Below are 23,774 nucleotides of genomic sequence, written 5' to 3' on the forward strand. Positions count from 1 at the left end.
CGCTTTCGTGCCAATGATCGCGCACATCTAAACCGTGCCTGGAACGGCTCCAATTAGCCCGGCGACGACCTCTTTCGATTTGGCTTGTTTCGCTTTGGATTGGTGTCGAACGCGGAGATTTGACATTGCGTCTGATCAGGTGCCTCGCGTCGTTGGCGGCGCTGGGCCTCGTGATGTGTGGTGCCGCTGCCCCCGCTCAGGCCGTTGACGCCGTCAGCGTTCGCAGCGACGCGCCTGCGATCGACCTCACGGGCATCCTCGATCATCAGCGCAGCGAGAACGACCGCATCCAGGTCTCGACCGCGCCCGGCACCGACGGCATCGTCCGCCGCATTGAGGTGCGGGCGCGCGAGGGCGGCCAGAACTGGATCGTGTTCGCACTGGCCAACAATACCGACGACCAGCTCGACCGCCTGATCGTGGCACCGCACTACCGCGTGGTCGGCTCCGGCGTGCTCTGGCCCGATCTCGGCCTGTCGCGCATCGCCACCATCACGCCCTCGGTCGGCGACCTGCCGGAGCGGCAGGAGAGCCCGACCGCCGACGTCTTCCGCGTCACCCTCGATCCCGGCTCGGTCGTCACCTTCGTGGCCGAGCTGCGCACCGACAAGCTGCCGCAGCTCTATCTGTGGGAGCCCGAGGCCTACAAGGACAAGGTCAACTCGTTCACGCTGTACCAGGGCATCGTGATCGGCATCTCCGGGCTTCTCGCGCTCGTGCTCACGATCCTGTTCGTGGTCAAGGGCAGCATCATGTTCCCGGCAGCCGCGGCGCTGGCGTGGGCGGTGCTGGTCTATATTGGCGTCGATTTCGGCTTCTGGGGCAAGGTCCTGGACATGTCGAACAATGCCGAGCGCGTCTGGCGCGCCGCGGGCGAGGCGATCCTGGCGGCGACCCTGCTGGTGTTCCTGTTCGCCTATCTCAATCTGTCGCGCTGGCACGTTCGCTATTCGCACATCACGCTGGGCTGGCTGTTTTTCCTGGGCTCGCTGGTCGCGGTGGCGCTGTTCGATCCGGCGGTCGCCTCGGGCATCGCACGGATGTCGCTGCTGCTGATCGCGGTCCTTGGCTTCGCACTGATCGTCTATCTCTCCAGCCACGGCTTCGACCGCGCGGTGCTGCTGATCCCGACCTGGTTCCTGCTCACGGTGTGGGTCGCCGCCGCCGGCATGACGGTCGCAGGTCAGGTCACCAACGACATCGTCGGCCCGGCCCTGCTCGGCGGCCTCGTGCTGATCGTGATGCTGATCGGCTTCACCGTGATGCAGCACGCCTTCGCCGGCGGCGGCGCCACCACCGGCATCGTCTCCGACGTCGAGCGCCGCGCGCTGGCCCTGGCCGGCTCCGGCGACCTGATCTGGGACTGGGACGTCTCCGCCGACAAGGTGTTCACCAGCCCGGAGACCGAGAGCCTGCTCGGCCTGAAGCGCGGCACGCTGGAAGGCCCGGCCGCGAAATGGCTCGAGGTGCTGCATCCGCTCGATCAGGACCGCTTCCGCGCCGCGCTCGACAGTGTCCTCGACCAACGCCGCGGCCGCCTGGTGCAGGACTTCCGGCTGCGCACGCCCGACGGCCATTTCATGTGGTTCGCGCTGAAGGCGCGCCCCGTGGTCGGCTCGGACGGCGAGGTCTCGCGCGTGGTCGGCACGCTCACCGACGTGACCGAGTTCAAGAATGCCGAGGAGCGCCTGCTCCATGATTCCGTGCACGACAATCTGACCGGCCTGCCCAACCGCAAGCTGTTCATCGATCGTCTCGCCGCCGTCGCCAATTTCGCCAAGTCGATGCCGGCGATGCGGCCGACCCTGATGGTGATCGATCTCGACCGCTTCAAGCAGGTCAACGACTCTGTCGGCATCGCGGTCGGCGATTCCATCCTGCTGACCCTGGCGCGGCGGCTGTCGCGCATCCTCAAGCCCCAGGATACGTTGGCCCGGCTCGCAGGCGATCAGTTCGGCCTGATCCTGCTGTCCGAGCAGGACCCCGCCCGCATCACCGCGTTTGCCGAGACCATCCGCAAGACCATCCGCGCGCCGATCGCCTTCAACGAGCGCGAGATCTTCCTGACCGCCTCGATCGGGCTGGCGCTGTCCGACCCGCAGACGCAGCTGTCGGAGGACATCATCAAGGATGCCGAGCTTGCGATGTACCACTCCAAGCGCATCGGCGGCGACCGCATCGACGTCTACAAGCCGGCGATGCGGGCGCGCAAGAACGACCGCCTGACGTTGGAGAGCGAGCTGCGCCGCTCGATCGAGCGCCAGGAGATCACGATCCTGTACCAGCCGATCGTGCGGCTGGAGGATCGCTCGATCGCCGGCTTCGAGGCCTTGGCGCGCTGGGATCATCCGAAGCTCGGGCGGATGTCACCGATCGAGTTCATCACCATCGCCGAGGAGATCGGCCTGATCGTCGATCTCGGCACCTTCGTACTCGACCAGACCGCGCGCCAGCTCACGGTGTGGCAGCGCGCGACGCGGCTGCGCGAGCCGATCTTCGCCAGCGTCAACGTCTCCTCGCGCCAGCTCCTGCGCCACGACCTGATCCACGACATCCGCTCGGTGCTGGCCCGCTCCTCGGTCGCGCGCGGCTCGCTCAAGATCGAGCTGACGGAATCGCTGGTGATGGAGAACCCGGAGCACGCCGCGCAGATGCTGACGCGCATCCGCGAGCTCGGCGTCGGCCTGTCGATCGACGATTTCGGCACCGGCCATTCCTCGCTCGCCTATCTGCAGCGCTTCCCGTTCGACACCTTGAAGATCGACCAGTCGTTCGTGCGCACCACCGCGCGCGGCACGCGGCCGGTGATCCTCAAATCGATCATCGCGCTGGCGCACGATCTCGGCATGGACGTGGTGGCGGAAGGCGCGGAGACCGACTCCGATGCCGTCGAGCTCTATCAGCTCGGCTGCGAATACGCCCAGGGCTACGCCTTCGGCGAGCCGATGGACGCCGACGCCGCGATGCGGCTTCTCACGGAAGAGCGGCTGGAAGCGGCGAGCTGAGAGCTGCAATGCATCCAGCATGGCAACAGCCTCAGGATGCATCTTTCATTTTGCTTCGTTTGAGGTAGAGTTACCGCGGTACCGCGTAAAGGGTGCCGTGTGAGTGATGACCAATGCGTGCTTGCGGGGCAGAAGGCTCGCGACATGGCCCGTTCGCGACGAGCCTAGTCCGTCTCGAACTGCGACAGCGCCGTGAGCGCGCGGCGATAATTGTCGCCCCCGAGCCGGCGTGCCACCCGCTTCTCGTGCGCGGCGACCAGTGCATTGGCCTTCTTGAGAATCAGGCGACCACGCGGCGTCAGGCCGAGCGCATGGGCCCTGCGGTCGTGCTCGGAGCGTTCGCGCACGATCAGCCCGGCCTGCTGCAGGTCGTCGAGCAGCGCGACCATGCGCGCGCGCTCGATGCCCAGCGCGCCGGCGATCGCGATCTGCGCGGCGCCGGGATTGGCCGCGATCGTCTCCAGGATCGAATAGAGGATGACGTCGAGGTCGACGGCCGCGAGCGCGGCGTTGACGTCGCGGAAGATCCAGTGCTGCAGGCGGCGGACGAAATAGCCGAGATGGCTCTCGAGCTCACCGAGACCGATCCCGGAAACCCGGCTGGCTGCGTCTCGCTGCGCTCCGGCGCTCGCGCTCTTGGGCATGCTGGCTCGCTGACATGAAGCATCCCTGCCTAGACCGATGCCGTCGCAAGGGCAAGCCGCCGCAATTGGTCACATCCACAATAATTGCAAAATACAACCATTCTGTTAGTCTCGCGATCAACGACTACAACATGGGAGGGAGACGCATGCCGTCATTCATGGCGACGGCTGCCTGCATTGCGACCGCAATGCGGCGGCACATTGCACCCGATCGCAGCGCCTGTTGCGCAGCATTCTCCTTCCCCACGCCCTCCCGCATTGCATCGTCCGCAATCACGGCCCGCAGCGCGGAGACGCGCCATGGTTGATGCAGAACGCCGCCCATCCGGGCCTGCGATGTTCGCCGAGCCGTCGATCGAGGCCGTCAGGCGTGACGACGGCGCGATCATCCTGCGCTCGCGCATGCCGTTGCAGCCGGCCGCGCGATGCACCGGCGAATGGCTGGAGCATTGGGGCCACCATTTCCCGGATCGCACGTTCCTGGCCGAACGCCGTGGCGACAACTGGACCTGGCTGACCTACGGCGAAACATTGATGCAGGTCCGCGCCGCCGCGGCCTGGATGCTCGCGCAGGGCCTTGGTCCGGAGCGTCCGCTCGCGATCCTCTCCGACAACAGCATCGCCCATGCCGTGCTGGCGCTCGCAGCGCAGCATATCGGCATCCCCGTCTGCGCGATCTCGCCGGCCTATTCGCTGATGTCGACGGATCACGAGAAGCTGCGCGCGATGATCCGTCTGCTCGATCCGGGCGCCATCTTCGTCGCGCAGCGCGAGCCGTTCGCGCGCGCGCTCGCGGCTGTCGACGGCCTGCATCGGGCAACGATCATTGCCGGCGACGGCGATGGAACGAGCGCGGTGCCGCTGCAGACCCTGCTCGCAACGAAGCCCGGCGCCGAGGTCGACCGCGCCTTCGCCGCGGTCACGCCGGACACGGTGGCCAAGCTGCTGTTCACCTCCGGCTCGACCGGGCAGCCGAAAGCGGTGATCAACACGCACCGGATGCTGACGATGAGCCAGCAGGCCAAGGCGCAGCTCTGGACCTTCCTGCGCGAGGTCGAGGGCGGCCCCGTCATCGTCGATTGGCTGCCATGGAGTCACACCTTCGGCGCCAACCACAATTTCAACCTGGTGCTGAGCCACGGCGGGTCGATCTACATCGACGGCGGCAAGCCGGCGCCCGGCCTGTTCGAGACCTCGCTCGCCAATTTGCGCAGCCTGGTGCCGACGATCTATTTCAACGTGCCGCGCGGCTTCGACATGCTGGTCGCGGCACTCAGGGCCGATGACGATCTGCGCCGCAGATTTTTCTCCGGCGTCAGGTGCATCCTCTATGCGGCCGCGGCCCTGCCGCAAAATCTGTGGGATGCGCTCAACGAGATGAGCCGGGCCACGATCGGCCGTCCCGCACCGCTGGTGTCGGCGTGGGGCGCCACCGAGACATCGCCGCTCGCGACCGACTGCCACTTCTTCGCCGAGCGCGCCGGCAACATCGGCGTGCCGATCCCCGGCACCGAGCTCAAGCTGGTGCCGACCGGCGAGAAGCTCGAGGTCCGCGTGCGCGGGCCGAACGTGATGCCGGGCTATTGGAAGGCGCCCGAGCTCACGGCCGCGGCTTTCGACGAGGAGGGCTTCTACAAGATCGGCGACGCCGTGAAGCTCGCAGATCCCGAGCATCCGGAGCGCGGCCTGTTCTTCGACGGCCGCATCACCGAGGATTTCAAGCTCAGCTCCGGGACATGGGTGAACGTCGGCGCGCTGCGCATTGCCGGCATCGCGGCGCTGGCGCCGTTGGCGCAGGATATCGTGATCGCCGGCCACGGCACCGACGAGGTGCACTTTCTCATCGTGCCCAACATCGCAGCGTGCCGCGGCGCCGCTGGGCTGACCGAGACGGCCCCGGCCAGCGACGTTCTGGCGCATCCGTCGGTGCGCACCGCCATCGCGCGAGGATTGGCCAAGCTTCGCACTGAGGCGGTCGGCTCGTCGCGCTATGCGACCCGTGCGCTATTGATGGCCGAGCCGCCCTTGCTCGATGCCGGCGAGATCACTGACAAGGGCTATGTCAACCAGCGCGCGGTGCTCACCCGCCGCGCCGATCTGGTCGCACGACTGAAGGATGAAACTGCGCCCGAGCTGATCAGGCCCGACATGTCCTGACCCAGAACTACGCAACTACTCAACACTCACAAGATGGCGTCCGTACAACTGCGGAAACGCCCCCGCGCGTACGGCAACTAGTTGCCATCCGCACTTAACCGGGCATCAACTGCGAATCCTTAAAATGGCTCGCATCTAGATTCCTCACATGTCCGGACCGCCCCATGGCTCAGTTGAGGTCTCTCGCGAGGCCAGCGAGGCCGGCCGGCGCTCGACCGACATCCGCGACGGCTCGACTGTTGTCGCCGACAAGGTGCAGCGACTGCGCACCGAACTGGTGCGGGTGATCCGGACCTCGACTGCCGAGGTCGATCGCCGGCTGTCGACGCGGCTCAACATCAACCGCGCCGGCACGCTGCAGGTGAATGGCGAAGCGATCCCTGTCACCGTGCGCAACCTCTCGCTCGGCGGTGCGCTGCTCGAAGCCGTTCCGGTTCGTCTGACGATGAACACGTCGGTGACGCTTGCCGTCACCGGCATGGTGTCCGATCTGCCGGGGACCGTGACCCGCGTCGGCGACCGCACCGTGTTGGTCCAGTTCGCACTGAACCCGGAGCAATCGGTGCGGCTGACGGCGCTGGTCTCGGACCGTCAGGCGGCGTAACGCGCCGCCCCCTGCCTCAACGGAAATGGCAGGCGACGAGATGCCCCTCGGCGCTTGCCTTCAATGGCGGCACTTCCTTGCTGCAGACGTCCTTGGCGATCGGGCAGCGGGTGTGAAAGTGACAGCCCGACGGTGGATTGATCGGGCTCGGCACCTCGCCCTTGAGCCGCACGCGCTTGCGCTTGACGCTCGGATCCGGGATCGGCACAGCCGACAGCAGCGCCTCGGTGTAGGGATGCTTCGGCGTCGAATAGAGCTGGCGCGACGGCGCGGTCTCGACGATGCGGCCAAGATACATCACCGCGACGCGGCGGCTGATGTGCTCGACGACCGAGAGGTCGTGGGCGACGAACAGATAGGCGATGCCGAACTTCTGCTGCAGATCCTCGAGCAGGTTGATGACCTGGGCCTGGATCGACACGTCGAGCGCCGATACCGGCTCGTCGCAGATGATCAGCTTGGGCTCGACCGCGATCGCCCGCGCAATGCCGATGCGCTGGCGCTGGCCGCCGGAGAATTCATGCGGATAGCGGGTCATGTGGTCGGCTTGCAGGCCGACGGTCTCCAGGAGATGAACGATGCGGGCCTCGTATTGCTGGCGTGAGGTCGCCAGCCCATGGATCGTCAGCGCCTCGCCGATGATGGCGCCGATGGTCATGCGTGGATTGAGCGAGGCGTAGGGATCCTGGAAGATGATCTGGATGTCGCGGCGCAACGCGCGCAGCCTGTCGCCGGACAGCGCGATGACGTCCTTGCCCTCGAAGCTCAGCTCGCCCGAGCTCGGCTCGATCAGCCTGAGGACGCAGCGCCCGGTGGTCGACTTGCCGCAGCCGGACTCGCCGACGAGGCCGAAGGTCTCGCTCGGCTCGATGTGGAAGTTGACGCCGTCGACCGCGCGCACGCTGCCGATCTGGCGCTTCAATAGTCCACCGCGGATCGGAAACGCCTTGGTCAGGTTGCGCACGCTGAGCAGCGGCGCGGGGGCGGCGGGCGTGGCAATCGCAGCTTCGGTCATCACAGCAATGTCTCTTCGGCGCGGATGCACGCCACCTTGTGGCCGGGCTCGATCTCGCGCAGCTCCGGCTGCGCGCGCTTGCAATCGGGAATGGCGAAGCGGCAGCGGGAAGCGAAGCGGCAGCCCTCCGGCGGATTGACCAGCTTCGGCACGCTGCCGGGGATGCTCTCCAGCCGGCTCTTCCTGACCGCCGCGAGATCAATACGCGGGATCGAGCGGATCAGGCCCTGCGTATAGGGATGGCGCGGATTGGCAAACAACCGCTCGACCGGCGCCTCCTCCGCTACCCGGCCGGCATACATCACCACGACCCGCTGCGCGACCTCGGCCACCACGCCCATCGCGTGGGTGATCAGCATGATCGACATGCCGAGCCGCTCCTTCATATCGAGCAGCAGATCGAGGATCTGCGCCTGGATCGTGACGTCGAGGGCGGTCGTCGGCTCGTCGGCGATCAGGAGCTTGGGATTGCACGACAGCGCCATCGCAATCATCACGCGCTGGCGCATGCCGCCAGAGAAATGATGCGGATAGTCGTTCACGCGGGCTTTCGGATTGGGGATCTGCACCAGCGCCAGCATCTCGGCCGCCCGATCCATCGCCGCCTTCTTCGACAGGCCCTGATGCAGCCGGATCACCTCGGCGATCTGGTCGCCGACGGTGTAGACCGGGTTGAGCGAGGTCATCGGCTCCTGGAACACGATCGCGATCTCGCTGGCGCGGATCTTGTTCATCTCGGACGAGCCGAGCGGCACCAGGTCACGGCCCCGCCACAGGATCTGGCCGCCGGCAATGCGACCGGGCGGCATCGCGATCAGCTTCAGCACCGACATGGCCGTCACGGTCTTGCCGGAGCCGGACTCGCCGACCACGCACAGGGTCTCGCCGCTGCCGATCGAGATGTCGACGCCGTCGACGGCCTGGACCTCGCCCTCGTCGCTGTTGAAATAGGTCTTCAGCCCCTTGATCTCGAGGAGCGGAGCTACGCGGGCATCCATCACATCACCTTCCGCGGATCGAGCGCGTCACGCAGGCCATCGCCGATGAAGTTGATCGCGATCACGGTAAGGAAGATCGCGCCGCCGGCGAACAGCGCCCAATGCGGCGCGATGTCGAGATAGTCCTTGGCGTCGAACAGCAGCCGGCCCCAGGTCGGAATGTCCGGCGGGAAGCCGAGACCGAGGAACGACAGCGTCGATTCCGCGATGATCGCGGCCGCAACGTCGATGGTGCCGGCGACGATCACCGGCCCCAGCGCGTTCGGCAGGATGTGGCGGACGACGAGACGGGCGTTGGAGGCGCCGAGCGCGCGCGCGGCCTCGACGAATTCCTTCTCACGCAGCGACAGGAACTGCGCGCGGACCAGACGCGCCACATGCATCCAGCGAAAGCCGCCGATCACGAGCACGATGAGCACGAAGACGCCGCCTTCCGGGCCGAGCCAGCCCTTCAGGAAATCGCGGAACAAATAGATAATCAGGAGCAGCAGCGGCAGTTGCGGCAGCGACAGAAACAGATCGGTCAGCCACATCAGCGCGGCATCCACCGGTCCCTTGGCCGAGCCGGCGATCGCACCGACGAGAATGCCGACGAACAGCGCCACGCCCATCGCGGCAAAGCCGACCGCAAGCGAGATGCGGCCGCCATAGATCATGCGCGCCAGCAGATCCTGGCCGAGATCGTCCGTGCCGAACGGATGCTCCCAGGACGGCGGCGCGAGGCGTGCCGTGAAGTCGATCTCGTTGATCGGAATCCGCCACAGCCACGGGCCGAGCAGGATCGAGAGCGCGAGCAGCAGCAGCACGACGATGCTGGCGGCCGCGAGGCGGTGACGGAGGAAGCGGCGGAGCGCGTCGCGGCCCGGCGAGAAACGCCGTTTGGGCGATGCGGCGACCGGCGCCGTCTCAACGGAAGGAGATGCGTGGGTCAAGCCAGCCATACAGAATGTCTGCGATGAGGTTGAAGAGGACGACGAGGCAGGCGAACACGAAAGTCACCGCCATGATGACCGGCGTATCGTTGGCGAGGATCGCGCTGATCAGGAGCGAGCCGATGCCGGGAATGCGGAAGATCTGCTCAGTCACGATGGCGCCGCCGAACACGGTCGGCATCTGCAGCGCCACCAGAGTCACCACCGGGATCAGCGCGTTGCGCACGACGTGCTTGACGATCACCTTGCGCTCGTCGAGGCCCTTGGAACGCGCGGTCGTGACGTAGTCGAGCTTGATGACGTCGAGCACGGCCGAACGAACATAGCGGGTGTAGGACGCCGCCTGATAGAGGCCGAGCACCGTGACCGGCATGATCGCCTGCTTGATGCTCTCCCACCACCATTGCCAGCCGGTGGCGCTGAGGTCGGCGCGATAGACGAACGGCAGCCAGCCGAGATTGACGCTGAAGATCAGGATCAGCAGCAGGCCGGTGAAGAAGGTGGGCAGCGAGAAGCCGATGAAGGCGAAGGTGTTGGCGATCTGGTCGAAGATCGAATAGGGCCGCCGCGCCGCGAGCACGCCCACCGGCAGCGCCACCGCCAGCGCCAGGATCTGCGCGGTGCCGACCACGTAGAGCGTGGTCGGTATCCGCTGCAGTATCAGCGTGTCGACGTTGACGCGGCTGGCGAATGAGAAGCCCCAGTCGCCCTTGAACATGGCGACCAGCCAGTGGACATAGCGCAACAGCACGGGATCGTTCATCCCGAACTTGATGCGCAGCGCCTCGCGCACCTCGGGCGGCACGTTCGGGTTGCTCGCGAGCTCGCCGAATGGATCGCCCGGTGCCAGCGCGAGCAGCACGAACAGAATGAGACTGATGCCGAGCAGGCTCGGCACAGCGACGATGAGGCGCCTGAGAAGATAGTTTCCCATCGCTCCACCCCTACGATGTCTGGCTGGTCATGCTGGCCGCGCGTCAGCTCGCCCGATACCAGGTGGCGATGAACGCCAAATCGTTGTCCCAGCCGCTCTTGTACAGCACCATGCCGTTCTTCACGCCGATCGCATTGAGCCGGTTGATCTCCGGCAGGACGTAGTTGTCGCGCACGACGAGATCGTTGAGCTTGATGAACAGCGCGGCGCGCTTGACCGGATCGAGCTCGCTCTGGGCCAGCTTGTAGGTCTCGTCATACTCCTTGTTCTGCCAGCGGCAGATGTTGCGGCCCTGCCACTTGTTCTCCTTGGTCGCGGCCTCGGTGGACACGAACTGGTTCATGAAGAACTGCGGATCCGCCTGCGGCATCGTGGTCTGATACATCTGCATGTCGCAGTAGAAATGCGAGTAGGTGTCGGGGTTCGCGACGTCCGAGGAGAAGAACACCGACGCGACCACCGACTTCAGCTCGACCTCGATGCCGGCCTTCTGGAACGCCTGCTTGATGATCGCCTGGTTCTTCTGACGCGGACCGTTGATCGAGGTCTGGAATACGAATTTGAGCGGCTTGCCGTCCTTCTCGCGGATGCCGGAGGCGCCCTTCTTCCAGCCGGCCGCATCGAGGATCTGGCTGGCCTTTTCGATCGAGAACTCGAAGCTGTTGTTCTTCGAACGGAAGCGTTCGGGATTGTTGAGGAAGTTCGGCGTCGCGACGCCGGCGCGTCCATAGATGAACTTCTGCACCGACGCACGGTCGATCAGCAGATTGATCGCCTTGCGCACCTCGGGATCGGAGAACAGCGGGTGCTTGGTCTTCAGGCTGGCGCGCTCGCCGTCGACCTCGACATTGGGATCGGTGACGTTGAGGCCGATATATTCGATGTTGCCGGTCAGCGTCAGCTCGGTCTTGCCCTGGCCGCCCGCCTCGAGCTTGGTCAGGATCTCGTCCTCGACCTGCAGATTGTAGGCGTAGTCGTATTCACCGGTCTGCAGCACCGCGCGCGCAGCGGAGACGGCATCGCCGCCGCCCTTGATCTCGACCGTGTCGAAATAGGGCTGCGTCGGCACGTGATAGTCCGGGAAGCGCTTGCCGGCGACGGTGTCGCCCGGCTTGAAGTCCACGAACATGTAGGGACCGGTACCGACCGGCTTCAGGTTCGCCGGCGCCTCGCGCGACTTCGCGCCGATATAATCCGCAAAGTGATGCTTGGGGATGATGCAGCCGAACGAGGCGACGAAGGCATCGGCCCAGAACGGCGTCGGCTGCGGAAAGATCAGCTTCACGGTCAGATCGTCGATCTTCTCGATCGACTTGACGTTCTTGTAGCTGCCGATCGAGACCGCCGAGGTCTCGGGGTTGTTGGCGTATTCCCAATTGAAGATGACGTCGTCGGCGGTGAACGGCTTGCCGTCGTGCCATTTGACGCCCTTCTTCAGCTTCCAGGTCACCGACAAACCGTCGGCCGCAAGACCGCCATTCTCCTTGCTCGGAATCTCCGCGGCGAGAATCGGCACCAGATTGCCGTCCTTGTCCCATCCGGCCAGCGGTTCGTAGAACAGGCGGCTGGCCTCCTGGTCCTTGGTGCCGATGGCGAAATGCGGATTGAGCAGCGTCGGCGCCTGCCAGAGCAGCAGCTTGAGCGGACCGCCGCCACCGGCCTTGGTCGGCTTGTAGGCGATGGCTTGGGCGGCCACGGCGACGCCGGAATGGGCGAGCATCGCGCCGGCCATCGGCGCGGTCAGCCCCACGGCAATCATCCGCTGCACAAATTCGCGCCGTGACAGGCGTCCTGCTTTGACATCAGCGATCTGGCTACGGAGGTCACGCTCGTTCATCAATCGACTCCAAAGGTGGTGCTGAATGCCAAAAAACGCGTCCCCGTCTTGCATCGATCGGGAACTGCATAAAATTGGATCAGCCTTCGAAGCGACTGTCAAAGCAGAATCCGGGCCAATTCCGCAATAAAGAACGGATCGATTGTCGCACTTCGCAGATGCGGAAAGATTGACTGCGAGTCACATCCCGGAAAATGGAACTACGTCGCTGGCGACGGTCGCCACACACCGGAATGTTCTGCTTCGGCATGAACGCTCTCGATGTGCGCTCAGCTCTCGCGACACCAGTTCGGCAACTGCCAGAGGTCGTTGTCCCATTCCGAGGAACGGCTCTACAAACCTTTGCGGATGCCGCTGACGCGCGTACCCGGCGACGCCATCGTGATCATCAGCATCTCCATGTCGCAGTAGACGTGCGTGTAGGTGTCGGAATTGGCGACGTCGCTGGAGAAGAACGCCGAGCCACCACCGACTTCGGCTCGAGCTCGATGGCCGCCTTCTGGCAGGCCTGCGTGACGATGACATCGTTCTTCGGCCGCGGGCCGTTGGTGGAGGTCTGGACTACGAGCTCGAGCGGCTTGCCGCCCTTCTCGCGAATGCCGCTCGCGCCCTCCTTCCACCCGGCGTTCTCCAAAATCTCGATCGCCTCGTCGACGTTGAACTCGAAGCGCGTCACCGCCTGGAAAGCAGGATGCAGGCCAATTGCCACGGGCACGGATGCAGCTCAGCGCTCCGGCTTCAGCTTGCGGAAGCGGACACCCTTGCCATCCGGCAGCCGGGTCGCGACATAGCCTGCCGCCAGGCAGGCCTCGCGCTGCGGCATTTTCTCCTGCGGGCTCCGCAGGCTGTCCCACCACGAGGCGCGCTGCGCGGCGCGCGGCAGGCTGTCGCCGATCAACTCCTCGATCTCGTCGAGGCTGAGCACCAGCTCGGGGCGGGTCTGCCGCTTGAGGTAATCTCGAAGCGCATCATAGTCCGGCAAGTCTCGACTCCATCGTACCAGCGCGTGTGCGGCCGCCTTGACGACAGGCACCGCGAACGCAACGACTCGTTAACCTAACATGCGTTACTTCGGCTTTATCCGTCAGTCTACGGATGGGACTCCACGGGGACGGGACGATCCGATGCGCTGGAAACGCCGAACGGGCCGGGCGACGCAGCCCTGGCGGGTCTCGGCGCGCACGCTGATCACCTGCTCCATCTCGACCATCATCGGTTTCTCCGCCATCTGCGCCAGCGTCATGATCGACCTGCGCCGGAGCGAGGAGGTCCGCGCCCGGCAGGCGCTGGAGAACATGGCCGCCAGCATCGGCGCCGACATCAGCCGCAACGTCGAGCTCTACGATCTCTCGCTGCGGGCGGTGGCCAGCAACATGTTGCTGCCCGAAATCAACGAGGTCAGCAAGCCGGTCCGCCAACTGATCCTGTTCGACCGTTCGTCCACCGCGAAGAATTTCGGCACCATCCAGGTGTTCGATGCCCGCGGACGGCTGTCGCTCGAGTCGTCGACGCTCGACCCGCTGCCGGAGGACCGCAGCGACGCCGATTTTTTCCAGGTGCATCGCGACCGGCCCGACACCGGACTCTATGTCGGGCGGCCCGCCCAGCATCATGGCCAATATTCCATCGTTCTCAGCCGCCGCATCTCGACGCCGGACGGGCGCTTCGCCGGCGTCGTCGCCGGCTCGATCCGCCTCGGCTATTTCCGCGACCTGTTCGCACGGCTCACGCTCGGGTCGGGCGACAACATCACGGTGCTCCGGCGCGACGGCACCGTCGTCGTCGGCGCGCCGTTCGATTCCGCCGCGATCGGCCGCAATCTGGCGCGGGCGCCGGCCGTGACCCGCGCGCTCACCGAGCCGTCCGGCTGGTCGAGCAGCTATGGCGCACTGGACGATCTGCCGCGGCTCCTGGTCTGGCGCAACGGCAATGAGCCGCTGGTCGTGATCGCCAGCAAGTCGTGGGACAGCGTCTACGCATACTGGCGCAACGAGGCTGCAGAGATCGGGGCAATGATGCTGGCGCTGATCGTGTTCGTCCTGGCCGCGACGCAGGTCGCCGCGCGCGAGATCCAGCTCCGGGCGAAGATCGAATCCAGGCTGGAGCAGCTCGCGACCACGGATCCGCTGACGGGCCTGAAGAATCGGCGCAAGTTCGACGAGACGATCGAGCTCGAATGGTGGCGGGCGCAGCGCACCGGCGCGCCGCTGGGGCTGCTGATGATCGATGCCGATCACTTCAAGAGCTACAACGACACCCATGGGCACCAGGCCGGCGATCAGGTGCTGGTCGGCATTGCCGTGTGCATCTCCGATTCGGTGCGGCGCGCCGGCGACTGCGCCGCGCGTTATGGCGGCGAGGAGTTCGCGGTGCTGCTGCCCGGGACCTCGGAAGCGGATGCGCTGCGCGTCGCGGAGACGATCCGCAGCAAGGTCAAGCTGTGGGCGGGAGAAGCGTGCACCACCTCGATCAGCATCGGCGCCGCCAGCGTCACGCCGTCGCGCGACACCGATTGGACCGGCCTGCTGAACGCCGCCGACCGCGCCCTCTACATGGCCAAGGCCGCGGGCCGTAACCGCTGCGCCAGCGCAGCGGTGCGTCACCCGTCACCCGCGGCCTCGCTGGCGGCGTGATGCCGCCAACCGCCTCGAAGGCGCGGCACTTCTCGCCGGCTTGGCCTCAGCCCTTGCCTTCGAGATAGCGCTTCATGTCCTCGCGCAGGCCATCGCGCAGGTCGGCGCGCGCCATGCCGAAGGCGATGTTGGCGCGCAGGAAGCCGGACTTCGAGCCGCAATCATGCCGCTCGCCGTCGAAATCCACGCCATAGAATTTCTGTGTCTTCGACAGTCCGATCATCGCATCGGTAAGCTGGATCTCGCCGCCGGCGCCGCGCTCCTGAGTCGCCAGGATCTGGAAGATCTCCGGCTGCAGGATGTAGCGCCCGGTGATCGAGAAGTTCGACGGCGCGGTGCCCTTGGCCGGCTTCTCGACCATGCCGTCGACCTCGAAGATCTTGCCGTCGCGCTTGCCGACGCCGCAGATGCCGTATTGATGGGTCTGGTCGGCGGGCACTTCCTGCACCGCCAGCACGTTGCTCTTCTCCGGAAGCTTGCTCGCCGCCGCGATCATCTGCGCCAGGCACCCCGGCGAGTTCAGCACCAGCTCGTCCGGCAGCACCACCGCGAACGGCTCGTCACCGACGATGTCGCGCGCGCACCACACGGCATGGCCGAGGCCGAGCGGCGCCTGCTGACGGGTGAAGCTGACCGCGCCAGCCTCCGGCTGGTCGCGCGCCAGGATCTCGATCTCGGTCTTCTTGCCGCGCGCCGCGAGCGTCGCGTCGAGCTCGTACATGCGGTCGAAATGATCCTCGATCGCGGTCTTGTTGCGCCCGGTCACGAACACGAAATGCTCGATGCCCGCCTCCTTGGCTTCGTCGAAGACATATTGGATGAGCGGCCTGTCGACGATCGTCAGCATTTCCTTCGGCATCGCCTTGGTGGCGGGAAGGACGCGGGTGCCGAGACCGGCGACCGGAAAAACGGCTTTGCGGATCTTCATGGGGATGACTAGACCTTGTGGCGATATGAATGCGAAATCGATCGCATTTTAGGTAGCTCGTTTGCAGCCGAGAACAAAGGCGGATGTTGGGTCCAGTGTTCCGCTCGACACGAACCGAACGGCTAAATTTCGCTGCGGAAATCGTTAACCTTGTTAATCTCCCGTTAAGCAGGACCGGGCCTCGTGGAGCCCGATCTTCCATGCGATCTGGATCGAGACATGATGCGACGGAACGTGATGCTGACAGCTCTGAAGGCCGGTGCTGGCGCGGCGGTTCTGGTCACGGCGTTGACGGTGGTGTCTGGTTCCGCTGTCGCGCAATCCGGCGGCGGGCCGCTGAACTTTCTCGACGGCCTGTTCACGGGCACCCCGACCAAGGGCAACCCCGCCCCCAACCAGCCCCCCGCCGCCGGCGGGCCGCAGCCGTGGAGCGGCGAGGACGGCGCCTCCGGCCATCCGCTGATGACGGCGGCCGCGATCCGCGAAGCCGCCGGCAATTTCGACAATTGCGTCGCCGGCATGTGGCCAGATGCCGCACGGCGCAACATCACGCAGGACAATTTCCAGCGCTTCACCGCCGGCCTGTCGCCGGACCTGCGCATCATGGACCTGCTCGACGCGCAGCCCGAATTTACCAAGTCGATCTGGGACTATCTCGACATCCTGGTGAACGACAACCGGCTGGCGAAGGGCCGCGAGGTGCTGGCGACGTACAAGCCGCAGTTCGATGCGGCCGAGCGCGCCTATGGCGTCGACCGTTACATTATCGCTTCGATCTGGGGCATCGAGTCCAACTACTCGACCCAGATCGGCGACCGCAGCGTGCTTCAGTCGACCGCGACGCTCGCCTGCATCGGCCGCCGCCAGGCCTATTTCAAGGATGAGTTCCTCTCCGCCCTGGAGATCCTCAATCGCGGCGATTTGCGCCCCGAGCAGTTGCGCGGCTCGTGGGCAGGCGCCTTCGGCCCGACTCAGTTCATGCCGACCGCGTTCAAGCGCTTCGCCGTCGATGCCGACGGCGATGGCCGCCGCGACGTCGTCGACAATCCGGCCGACCTGATCGCCTCGACCGCCAACAATCTGAAGAAGGACGGCTGGCAGAGCGGCCAGAGCTGGGGCTACGAGGTCGTGGTGCCCCAGGGCTTCAACTACATGCTCGCTGACCGCGCCAAGAGCATGAGCTTCGGCCAGTGGGAACAGCTCGGCCTGCGGCGAGCCAATGGTCAGCCGTTCCCGGCCAGCGCCGAAAAGGCCTATCTGCTGGCGCCGGCCGGCGCCCAGGGCCCCGGCTTCCTGATGCTGCAGAACTTCCGCGTCATCATGAAATACAACCCGGCGGAAGCCTATGCGCTGGCGATCGGCCACTTCGCCGACCGTCTGCGGGGCGGACCGCCGTTCGTTCAGGCCTGGCCGCGCGAGGAGCGGACGCTGTCGCGCGGCGAGCGGCTCGAGCTGCAGCAATTGCTCGCCGAGCGCGGATTTTACCGCGGAACGCCGGACGGCCAGTTCGGTGGCCAGACGCGCGAGGCGCTGCGGAACTTCCAGGCCTCGATCGGGGCGCCGGCGGACGGATTTGCCACCTCGGATGTGCTCGAACGGCTGCGGGCGCGCTGATCACAGCCCAATCTGCCCTGCCGGTAACCGTGTGGGGCGATTACCGATGCCATCAACACCATCCGGTGAATGCCCGTTTGCGGCCTGATTCGCGTCCTATTATATGGATCGTCACGATCTCGCCGCGCGACGGGTGCGCATGTCAAAGCTGAAGTCCATCCTCAAGCTGTTGAACGAGCCCGGCCCGCTGGTCGTGCTGGCGGTCGTCATCGCCATGCTCGTCGGCATCGCCGGCCCCGCCTCGGCCCAGTTCTTCAACTTCAACCCGTTCGCCTCGCCCCGCCCGGCGCCGCGCGGCGGTGGAGGTGGCGGAGGTTGGTTCGGCGGCGACTTCTTTACTCCGTTCCCGCAGCAACAGCCGAAGAGGGTGATCCAGGACTATTCCAAGGCGCCGCCGCCGGAGAAGCGTGACGGCGCGCCGGACCGCTATGTGCTGGTGCTCGGCGACGCCATGGCCGACTGGCTCGCCTATGGCCTGGAAGAGGCCTATTCCGAGCAGCCCGACATGGGCGTGACCCGCAAGATCAGGACCACTTCGGGCCTCATCAAGTACCAGCCCAAGGGCGAGCCGGCCGACTGGGCCGCCGCCGCCAAGGGCATCCTGGCGACCGAGCGCGCCGACGCCATCGTCATCATGCTCGGCCTCAACGACCGCATCTCGCTGCGCGAGCCCGCGATGGAGAAGACCGAGAAGCCCGACGACAAGAAGGGCGACAAGGCCAAGAAGGATGCCAAGGCCAAGCCTGGTGAGACAAAGCCTGGTGAGACAAAGCCCGGTGAGGCCAAGCCGGGCGAAGCCAAGCCGGATGGCAAGGCCGACACGGCGGCCAAGCCCGACGACAAGGCTGCCGATACCGATCTGCCGCAGGACGAGGCCGACAACGACACGCCTGCGGTCGCGGCACCGGAGAAGGCCGCCCGCTCGCCAGGCGGCCTCTATGAGTTCCGGGACGAGCGCTGGGTCGAGCTCTACACGAAGAAGATCGAGGAGATGATCGCGATCGCCAAGAGCAAGGGCGTGCCCGTGCTCTGGGTCGGCCTGCCCGCGGTTCGCGGTCCCAAGGGCACGGCGGACACGCTGTTCCTCGATTCGCTGTATCGCGATGCGGCCGGCAAGGCCGGCATCACCTATGTCGACGTCTGGGACGGCTTTGTCGACGAGTCCGGCCGCTTCCTGCAGAAGGGGCCGGACTTCGAAGGCCAGATCCGGCAGCTGCGCTCCTATGACGGCGTGTATTTCACCAAGCCGGGCGCACGCAAGCTCGCCCACTATGCCGAGCGTGAGATCAACCGGCTGCTCGCGGCCCGTTCAGCGCCGCTCGAATTGCCGAACGAGCCGGCGACGCCGGACGCCAATGCCGTGCCCGGCCAGCCGGCGCCGCGGCCGGTCGCCGGCCCGATCCTGCCGCTGGTGGCGTCATCCGTCGGCACCGACCAGTTGCTGGGCGGCCCCGGCTCCCGACCTGCGGCGGTCGATGCGCTGGCGGCCCGGACCCTGGTCAAGGGCGAGGCGTTGAGCCCGCCGGCCGGCCGCGCCGACGATTTCGCCTGGCCCCGCCGCGAGGTTGGGCGCGAGCAGGCCAAGGAGCCGCCGAAGGAGTTCACCCGGCCGGAGGCGCCAATGGCCGCGACCTCGCCGGCGGAAGCAACTCCGGCCGCGCAGGGACCGGTGCCGCCGCAGCCGAGGCAGAAGCGGCTGACCACGCCGGCGGCGCCCGCTCAGCAGCCGCCAGCCCAAACGCAGCAGCCGAATCAGGGCGTCCGCGACTTCTTTGGCTTCGGCGCGCCTCAGCAGCAACAGCAGCCGGCGCGGCCGCCCGCCGCGCGCAATCCGAACGCGCCGCCGCGGCCGCCAGGATTGGTCGGCCGCTCGGCAGCAGCGCTGGAGACCCAGGGCCGCTGATCGTGACCGCATTTCGGCGCTGGGGGCGATCGACGCGGATCATTCCGGAACAAGATGACCATGACAAATCGGCCCGCATTCGAGAACGAATGCGGGCCGATTTTCATCTGATCGTCCGTCAGCGGGGCTGTTGCAGCCTCAGTAGCGCCAGCGCTGCGGCGGCTGCGGCCGGCTCGGCGAGCGCATCAGCATCGCCAGCAGGAAGCCGATGCCGCCGGCGACCAGGAGTGCACCTATCGGATTGTCCTGAACCCGCTTGGTCAGGGCCTGCGTGCCGTCACGGAGCGTTTCGGAGCCGTTGCCGAACGTATCCTTGGCGAAATCCATCGCCGCATCGCCGGCCTCGCGCGCCGCGTCCCTGGCCTGGCCATACATGTTCTGAACGACGCCCGAAGCCTCGCGTGCACGGCCCGACGCCTGCGTGCTCTTGTCGCCCAACATCTCGCCGACGCCGCCTTCGATCTTGCCTGCGACATCCTTGGCCGTACCGGTCAGCCGATCCTGATCCATTGCCGCTCTCCTTCTCTGCATTGTGCGGGATTGCTGGCCTGCTAGAGCGTGATGTTTTTTGCCGGAATCAGGATTCCCGAGTCGGTGAACTTCTGATTCAAATTCCATGCTGGAGCCGGAGGCCAGCACGGATGACACGTCCCTATTCTGAAGACATTCGCGAACGCGCTCTGGCGCGCGCGGATGCAGGCGAGACGGTCCGCTCGATAGCGCAGGCGCTTCGGATCAGCCCGTCCTGCATCAGCAAGTGGAAGAACCTCAGACAGCAGACTGGAGGCGTCGCTCCGGGAAAAATCGGTGGCCACAAGAAGCGGACATTATCCGGGGCCCATGCCGAATGGCTTCGCAAACGTATCCGTTCCGGTCCATTCACCTTGCGCAAGTTAACAGCTGAGCTGGCCGAGCGTGGCATCCGGACTGATGTGCGGGCCGTGTGGACCTTCGTCCACGCCGAAGGCCTGAGCTTCAAAAAAAACGATGCGGGCGGCGGAGCAGGATCGTCCTGATATCGCTCGTAAACGAGCGCGCTGGAAAGCTCACCAAGGCAAGATCGATGTATCTCGCCTGGTCTTTATCGATGAGACCTGGATCAAGACCAATATGGCCCCGCTGCGTGGTTGGGGACCATGCGGGCAGCGGCTTGAGGCATCTGTGCCGTTTGGTCACTGGAAGACGATGACATTTATCGCAGCACTGCGCTGCGATCGGATCTCGGCACCCTGGGTCATCGATGGCCCGATCAACGGCGAACTCTTCACGCTCTATGTCGAGAAGGAGCTGGCTCCAACCTTGGTCAAGGGAGATGCCGTGATCCTCGACAATCTCGGAAGCCACAAAGGAAGAAGAGCTCGCGACCTCATCCGTGCAACAGGAGCGCACCTGCTCTTCTTGCCTCCCTACAGTCCTGACCTCAATCCGATCGAGCAGGTCTTCGCCAAACTCAAGCACCTGATGCGAGATGCAGAACCTCGCACCATCGAAGCGACTTGGCGAAAAGCTGGAGATCTCCTCGATCTCTTCTCGGAAAAGGAGTGCGCCAACTATCTCAGAAACTCAGGATATGTTTCCGTATAAATACAGCATGCTCTAACCGGCCAGCACGGCGCAGGTTCCGGACCACTACAAAATCAGGCCGCCGTCGACGACGAGGGTCTGGCCGATGATGTAGGACGACAGCGGCGAGGCCAGGAACAGCGCCGCACCGGCCATGTCCTGCGGCGTGCCCAACCGCCGCAGCGGGATGCGCTGCAGCGCGCTCTCGAGGCGCTTCGGATTGGCGGTCGTCACCTTGGTCATCTTGGTGTCGACGAGACCGGGCGCGATCCCGTTGACGCGGATGCCGTCCTCCGCCCACGCCTCCGCCAGGGTTCGCGTCAATCCCATCGCACCGGTCTTCGAGGCGTTGTAGGCCGGGTTGCCCATGGTGGAATGATAGGCCGCGGTCGACGAGACGATGATGAGCGCGCCCTTGGCGTCGCGCAGCCGGCCGTGAAATTTCGTCGCACAGGCCATCAGGCTGATGAGGTTGACCTCGACCACCTTGCGGAAGCCGTCCATGGCGAACTCGCCGCGCCGGTAGAGCACCGCGCCTTGCGCCAGCACGAGCACGTCGAGACGATCGAGTTGCGGTGCGAAGCTCTCGATCGCGCCGGGATCGCTCACATCGAGCTGATGGTAGTTCAACCCCACGAGATCGGAGCCCTCGTCTGCGGCATAATCGGCAGCACTCGGTCGCGTGCCGCTGATATCGACGCGCGCGCCCTGCGCGCGAAACGCCTGCGCAATGCCGTTGCCGATGCCGCTCGAGCCGCCGATCACCAGCACCGAGCGTCCCGTGAAATCGAGCGCGTTCATCTCCCCACTCCTTCTATTGTTATTTGTCGGATGGTGTGGGGATCGGCGCAGGCCCTGTCAACGGCATCGCGGCTGTGGCGACACCGGCATCGGCGCCTTCGCATCAATGCTGCTGCGCAGCTACTTCATCGGTGTCAGCCGCAGCAGGCGGCCGGGCGAGTCGTCCTCGATCACCCAGACGGCGCCGTCCGGCGCCACGGCGACATCGCGGATGCGCTCGCCCATGTCCCAGCGCTCGGCCTCGTCAGGTTGACCATCGGGCCGGAAGGCGACGCGGACCAGCGCGTGAACCCGCAAGCCTCCGATCAGCGCCGATCCCTTCCATTGCGGAAACATCGGACCATCATAGAAGACCAAGCCGGCCGGCGCGATCACAGGATCCCAATAGAGCGGCGGCGGCGCGAGGTCGGGCCGCGTCGCATGCCGCGGGATCGGCGTGCCGTTGTAATTGTCGCCGTTCGACACCAGCGGCCAGCCGTAGTTCTTGCCCGGCTCGATCAGGTTCAGTTCGTCGCCGCCGCGCGGTCCCATCTCGTGCAGCCAGAGCTTGCCATCTGATGCGAAGGCGAGCCCGTAGGGATTGCGGTGGCCGGTGGTCCACGTCTGGGCCGGCACGCCCTTGTCCTCGGCCATGGGATTGTCCGACGGAGTCGCGCCGTCGAGATTGAGCCTGAGCACCTTGCCGCGCGCCTGCCGCGGATCCTGGGCGCTGTTCGGCTGCATGCGGTCGCCGACGGTCAGGAATAGATGCGCTCCCGAGGGATCGAACGCGACGATGCCGCCGGGCTGCCCGCCGCCGCCGGCCGGCGTCTGGCGCCAGATCACAGTGCGGTCGGTCAGCGTGGCGCTATCGTTCGCGAACGACAGCACGGCGCGGGTCAGTACGAGTCGGCTGCCCTCGCCGCTCGGCTCGGTGTAGGTGAGATAGATCTGCGACGTCGTCGCGAAGCTCGGCGACACCGCGATATCGAGGAGGCCGTTCTGTCCGCGCGCCGCGACCGCGGGCACGTTGCCGATCTGGAGCTTCTTCCCACCTTGCGTGACCAGAAAGATCCGACCCGGCTTCTCCGTGACCAGCATCCGCCCATCGGGCAGGAAGGCAATGGCCCAGGGCGTATCGAACTCGGCAACGCTCCGCGCGTCGAACGGCCGCAACGCGCTGGCCCTGCGGCCGCCGGCATTGATGCCGTCGGCATGCGCTGCCGTGGTTGCGATCAGTCCCACCACCAACGCCAAGCGCATGAAGATCTTGGAGAGCGCCATGATCACTCCGGTTTGTTGATCGCTGTCGTAGGCAACGCAAATTCGGCCACGCCGGATGAGTGCCTACCGAATGCGTCCGATCAGTGTTAATCTCGACGGCGCGCATGCGATGCGCATTTTTCCGTGAGCCGCAAATATGCACCAGCACAGGCAACTCAGCCGCTCGGTCAAGGGATTGACCGTCCTGATCACCGGCGCGGCGTCGGGGATGGGGCGCGCGACCGCGCGCGTGTTCGCCGATGAAGGCGCCAGCGTCGCAGTCACCGATATCGGTGAGGACGGGGCCGGCGCCGTGGCGGCGGATATCCTGGCCTGCGGCGGAACAGCGCGCGCGTGGCGGCTCGACCTCGCCGACCGCGACGCCATCAGCGCCGTCGTCGGCGAGGCCGCGGCGCATTTCGGCGGGCTCGACATCCTCGTCAACAATGCCGGCATCTCGGTCCGTGTCGCGATCGACGACGAGGCTTACGACGAGGCCTGGGCGAGAGGGCTTGCGATCATGCTGACGGCGCAGCAGCGCGTCATCCGCGCCGCGCTGCCGCATCTGCGCCGCTCATCCAGCCCGCGCATCGTCAACATCGCCTCGACCGAGGCGCTCGGCGCAACGGCGCTGCACAGCGCCTATTCCGCGACGAAAGCAGGCGTGACTGGATTGACGCGCTCGCTCGCCGTCGAGCTCGGCCGCGACGGCATCACCGTCAACTGCATCTGCCCGGGCCCGATCACGACCGCGATGACCGCGCGCATTCCTGACGAGCAGAAGGCGGTCTACGCGCGGCGCCGCACCGCGCTTGGCCGCTATGGCGATCCCGAAGAAGTCGCGCACATGACCTTGAGCCTGTGCCTGCCGGCCGCCTCGTTCGTCACCGGAGCGGTGATCCCGGTGGACGGCGGGCTGATGGCCCGCAACGCATGACGTCTGACGCGCCGGCATGACAGCCGT

19 protein-coding genes and 1 pseudogene are annotated in these 23,774 nt (G+C 65.8%); 8 read left to right on the forward strand and 12 right to left on the reverse strand.

Going from position 1 to position 23,774, the window contains the following annotated elements; translation table 11 throughout:
- Positions 1-125: 125 nt before the first annotated feature.
- The gene (locus QX051_RS05805) at positions 126-3,005 is read left to right on the forward strand and encodes an EAL domain-containing protein (RefSeq protein WP_315775433.1); all 2,880 of its coding nucleotides are present in this window, start codon (positions 126-128) and stop codon (positions 3,003-3,005) included.
- 164 nt (positions 3,006-3,169) lie between these two features.
- On the opposite strand, the gene QX051_RS05810 is transcribed toward QX051_RS05805, so the two are convergent.
- Entirely contained in the window at positions 3,170-3,649 is a 480-nt protein-coding gene (locus tag QX051_RS05810; RefSeq protein WP_315775434.1) for a MarR family winged helix-turn-helix transcriptional regulator, read from the reverse strand.
- Between the two features lie 300 nt (positions 3,650-3,949).
- On the opposite strand from QX051_RS05810, the gene QX051_RS05815 reads away from it, so the two are divergent.
- Together QX051_RS05815 and QX051_RS05820 are read left to right on the forward strand one after the other, a co-directional pair.
- Complete coding sequence (locus QX051_RS05815) at positions 3,950-5,806, forward strand: feruloyl-CoA synthase (protein ID WP_315775435.1); 1,857 nt, start codon at positions 3,950-3,952, stop codon at positions 5,804-5,806.
- A gap of 148 nt (positions 5,807-5,954) precedes the next feature.
- Positions 5,955-6,410, forward strand: a complete 456-nt coding sequence (locus QX051_RS05820; RefSeq protein ID WP_315775436.1) for a PilZ domain-containing protein — start codon at positions 5,955-5,957, stop codon at positions 6,408-6,410.
- 16 nt (positions 6,411-6,426) lie between these two features.
- Here the strand turns inward: QX051_RS05820 and QX051_RS05825 are convergent, their stop codons facing one another.
- The 7 genes and pseudogenes from QX051_RS05825 to QX051_RS05855 all read right to left on the reverse strand — a co-directional run bounded on the left by QX051_RS05825 (position 6,427) and on the right by QX051_RS05855 (position 13,108).
- Positions 6,427-7,425 (reverse strand): dipeptide ABC transporter ATP-binding protein, encoded by a 999-nt coding sequence (locus QX051_RS05825; protein ID WP_315753319.1) that lies wholly within the window; start codon positions 7,423-7,425, stop codon positions 6,427-6,429.
- Positions 7,425-8,423, reverse strand: coding sequence for an ABC transporter ATP-binding protein (locus QX051_RS05830; RefSeq protein ID WP_315775437.1), 999 nt, complete (start codon positions 8,421-8,423; stop codon positions 7,425-7,427). The genes QX051_RS05825 and QX051_RS05830 overlap by 1 nt, the downstream gene beginning before the upstream one ends.
- Positions 8,423-9,364: an ABC transporter permease gene (locus QX051_RS05835; RefSeq protein ID WP_315734470.1), complete on the reverse strand. Its 942-nt coding sequence runs from the start codon at positions 9,362-9,364 to the stop codon at positions 8,423-8,425. The genes QX051_RS05830 and QX051_RS05835 overlap by 1 nt, the downstream gene beginning before the upstream one ends.
- Positions 9,330-10,289: an ABC transporter permease gene (locus QX051_RS05840; RefSeq protein WP_315775438.1), complete on the reverse strand. Its 960-nt coding sequence runs from the start codon at positions 10,287-10,289 to the stop codon at positions 9,330-9,332. The genes QX051_RS05835 and QX051_RS05840 overlap by 35 nt, the downstream gene beginning before the upstream one ends.
- 43 nt (positions 10,290-10,332) lie before the next feature.
- Positions 10,333-12,126, reverse strand: coding sequence for a peptide ABC transporter substrate-binding protein (locus tag QX051_RS05845; protein ID WP_315772575.1), 1,794 nt, complete (start codon positions 12,124-12,126; stop codon positions 10,333-10,335).
- Positions 12,127-12,395: 269 nt separating this feature from the next.
- A pseudogene (locus tag QX051_RS05850) lies at positions 12,396-12,796 on the reverse strand (peptide ABC transporter substrate-binding protein); the annotation flags it as partial.
- 54 nt (positions 12,797-12,850) lie between these two features.
- Positions 12,851-13,108: a hypothetical protein gene (locus tag QX051_RS05855; RefSeq protein WP_315734477.1), complete on the reverse strand. Its 258-nt coding sequence runs from the start codon at positions 13,106-13,108 to the stop codon at positions 12,851-12,853.
- 142 nt (positions 13,109-13,250) lie between these two features.
- On the opposite strand from QX051_RS05855, the gene QX051_RS05860 reads away from it, so the two are divergent.
- Positions 13,251-14,759, forward strand: coding sequence for a diguanylate cyclase (locus tag QX051_RS05860; RefSeq protein WP_315775439.1), 1,509 nt, complete (start codon positions 13,251-13,253; stop codon positions 14,757-14,759).
- Positions 14,760-14,805: 46 nt separating this feature from the next.
- Here the strand turns inward: QX051_RS05860 and QX051_RS05865 are convergent, their stop codons facing one another.
- A complete protein-coding gene (locus tag QX051_RS05865) occupies positions 14,806-15,687 on the reverse strand; it encodes a UTP--glucose-1-phosphate uridylyltransferase (protein ID WP_315734482.1) in 882 nt (293 codons plus the stop codon).
- A 219-nt stretch (positions 15,688-15,906) separates the two neighbouring features.
- On the opposite strand from QX051_RS05865, the gene QX051_RS05870 reads away from it, so the two are divergent.
- Positions 15,907-17,301 (forward strand): lytic murein transglycosylase, encoded by a 1,395-nt coding sequence (locus tag QX051_RS05870; protein WP_315775440.1) that lies wholly within the window; start codon positions 15,907-15,909, stop codon positions 17,299-17,301.
- Between the two features lie 139 nt (positions 17,302-17,440).
- Positions 17,441-19,204: a DUF459 domain-containing protein gene (locus QX051_RS05875; protein WP_315775441.1), complete on the forward strand. Its 1,764-nt coding sequence runs from the start codon at positions 17,441-17,443 to the stop codon at positions 19,202-19,204.
- A 138-nt stretch (positions 19,205-19,342) separates the two neighbouring features.
- Here QX051_RS05875 and QX051_RS05880 read toward each other — a convergent pair whose 3' ends face one another.
- Positions 19,343-19,714: a CsbD family protein gene (locus QX051_RS05880; RefSeq protein ID WP_315775442.1), complete on the reverse strand. Its 372-nt coding sequence runs from the start codon at positions 19,712-19,714 to the stop codon at positions 19,343-19,345.
- 131 nt (positions 19,715-19,845) lie between these two features.
- Here QX051_RS05880 and QX051_RS05885 point away from each other — a divergent pair.
- Positions 19,846-20,788 (forward strand): IS630 family transposase gene (locus QX051_RS05885; protein ID WP_315775443.1). Its coding sequence is split into 2 segments (ribosomal slippage): positions 19,846-20,181 and positions 20,183-20,788, totalling 942 coding nucleotides; the frame shifts between segments, so codons are not numbered across the junction.
- A gap of 45 nt (positions 20,789-20,833) precedes the next feature.
- On the opposite strand, the gene QX051_RS05890 is transcribed toward QX051_RS05885, so the two are convergent.
- Both QX051_RS05890 and QX051_RS05895 read right to left on the reverse strand, forming a co-directional pair.
- Complete coding sequence (locus QX051_RS05890) at positions 20,834-21,568, reverse strand: SDR family oxidoreductase (RefSeq protein ID WP_315734491.1); 735 nt, start codon at positions 21,566-21,568, stop codon at positions 20,834-20,836.
- Between the two features lie 120 nt (positions 21,569-21,688).
- Positions 21,689-22,831: a PQQ-dependent sugar dehydrogenase gene (locus QX051_RS05895; protein ID WP_315775445.1), complete on the reverse strand. Its 1,143-nt coding sequence runs from the start codon at positions 22,829-22,831 to the stop codon at positions 21,689-21,691.
- Positions 22,832-22,967: 136 nt separating this feature from the next.
- Between QX051_RS05895 and QX051_RS05900 the strand changes: the two genes are divergently transcribed.
- A complete protein-coding gene (locus QX051_RS05900) occupies positions 22,968-23,747 on the forward strand; it encodes an SDR family NAD(P)-dependent oxidoreductase (RefSeq protein WP_315775446.1) in 780 nt (259 codons plus the stop codon).
- Positions 23,748-23,774 lie beyond the last annotated feature (27 nt).

The sequence above is a fragment of the Bradyrhizobium sp. SZCCHNR1053 genome (assembly GCF_032381235.1).
Taxonomy (GTDB): Bacteria; Pseudomonadota; Alphaproteobacteria; order Rhizobiales; family Xanthobacteraceae; genus Bradyrhizobium.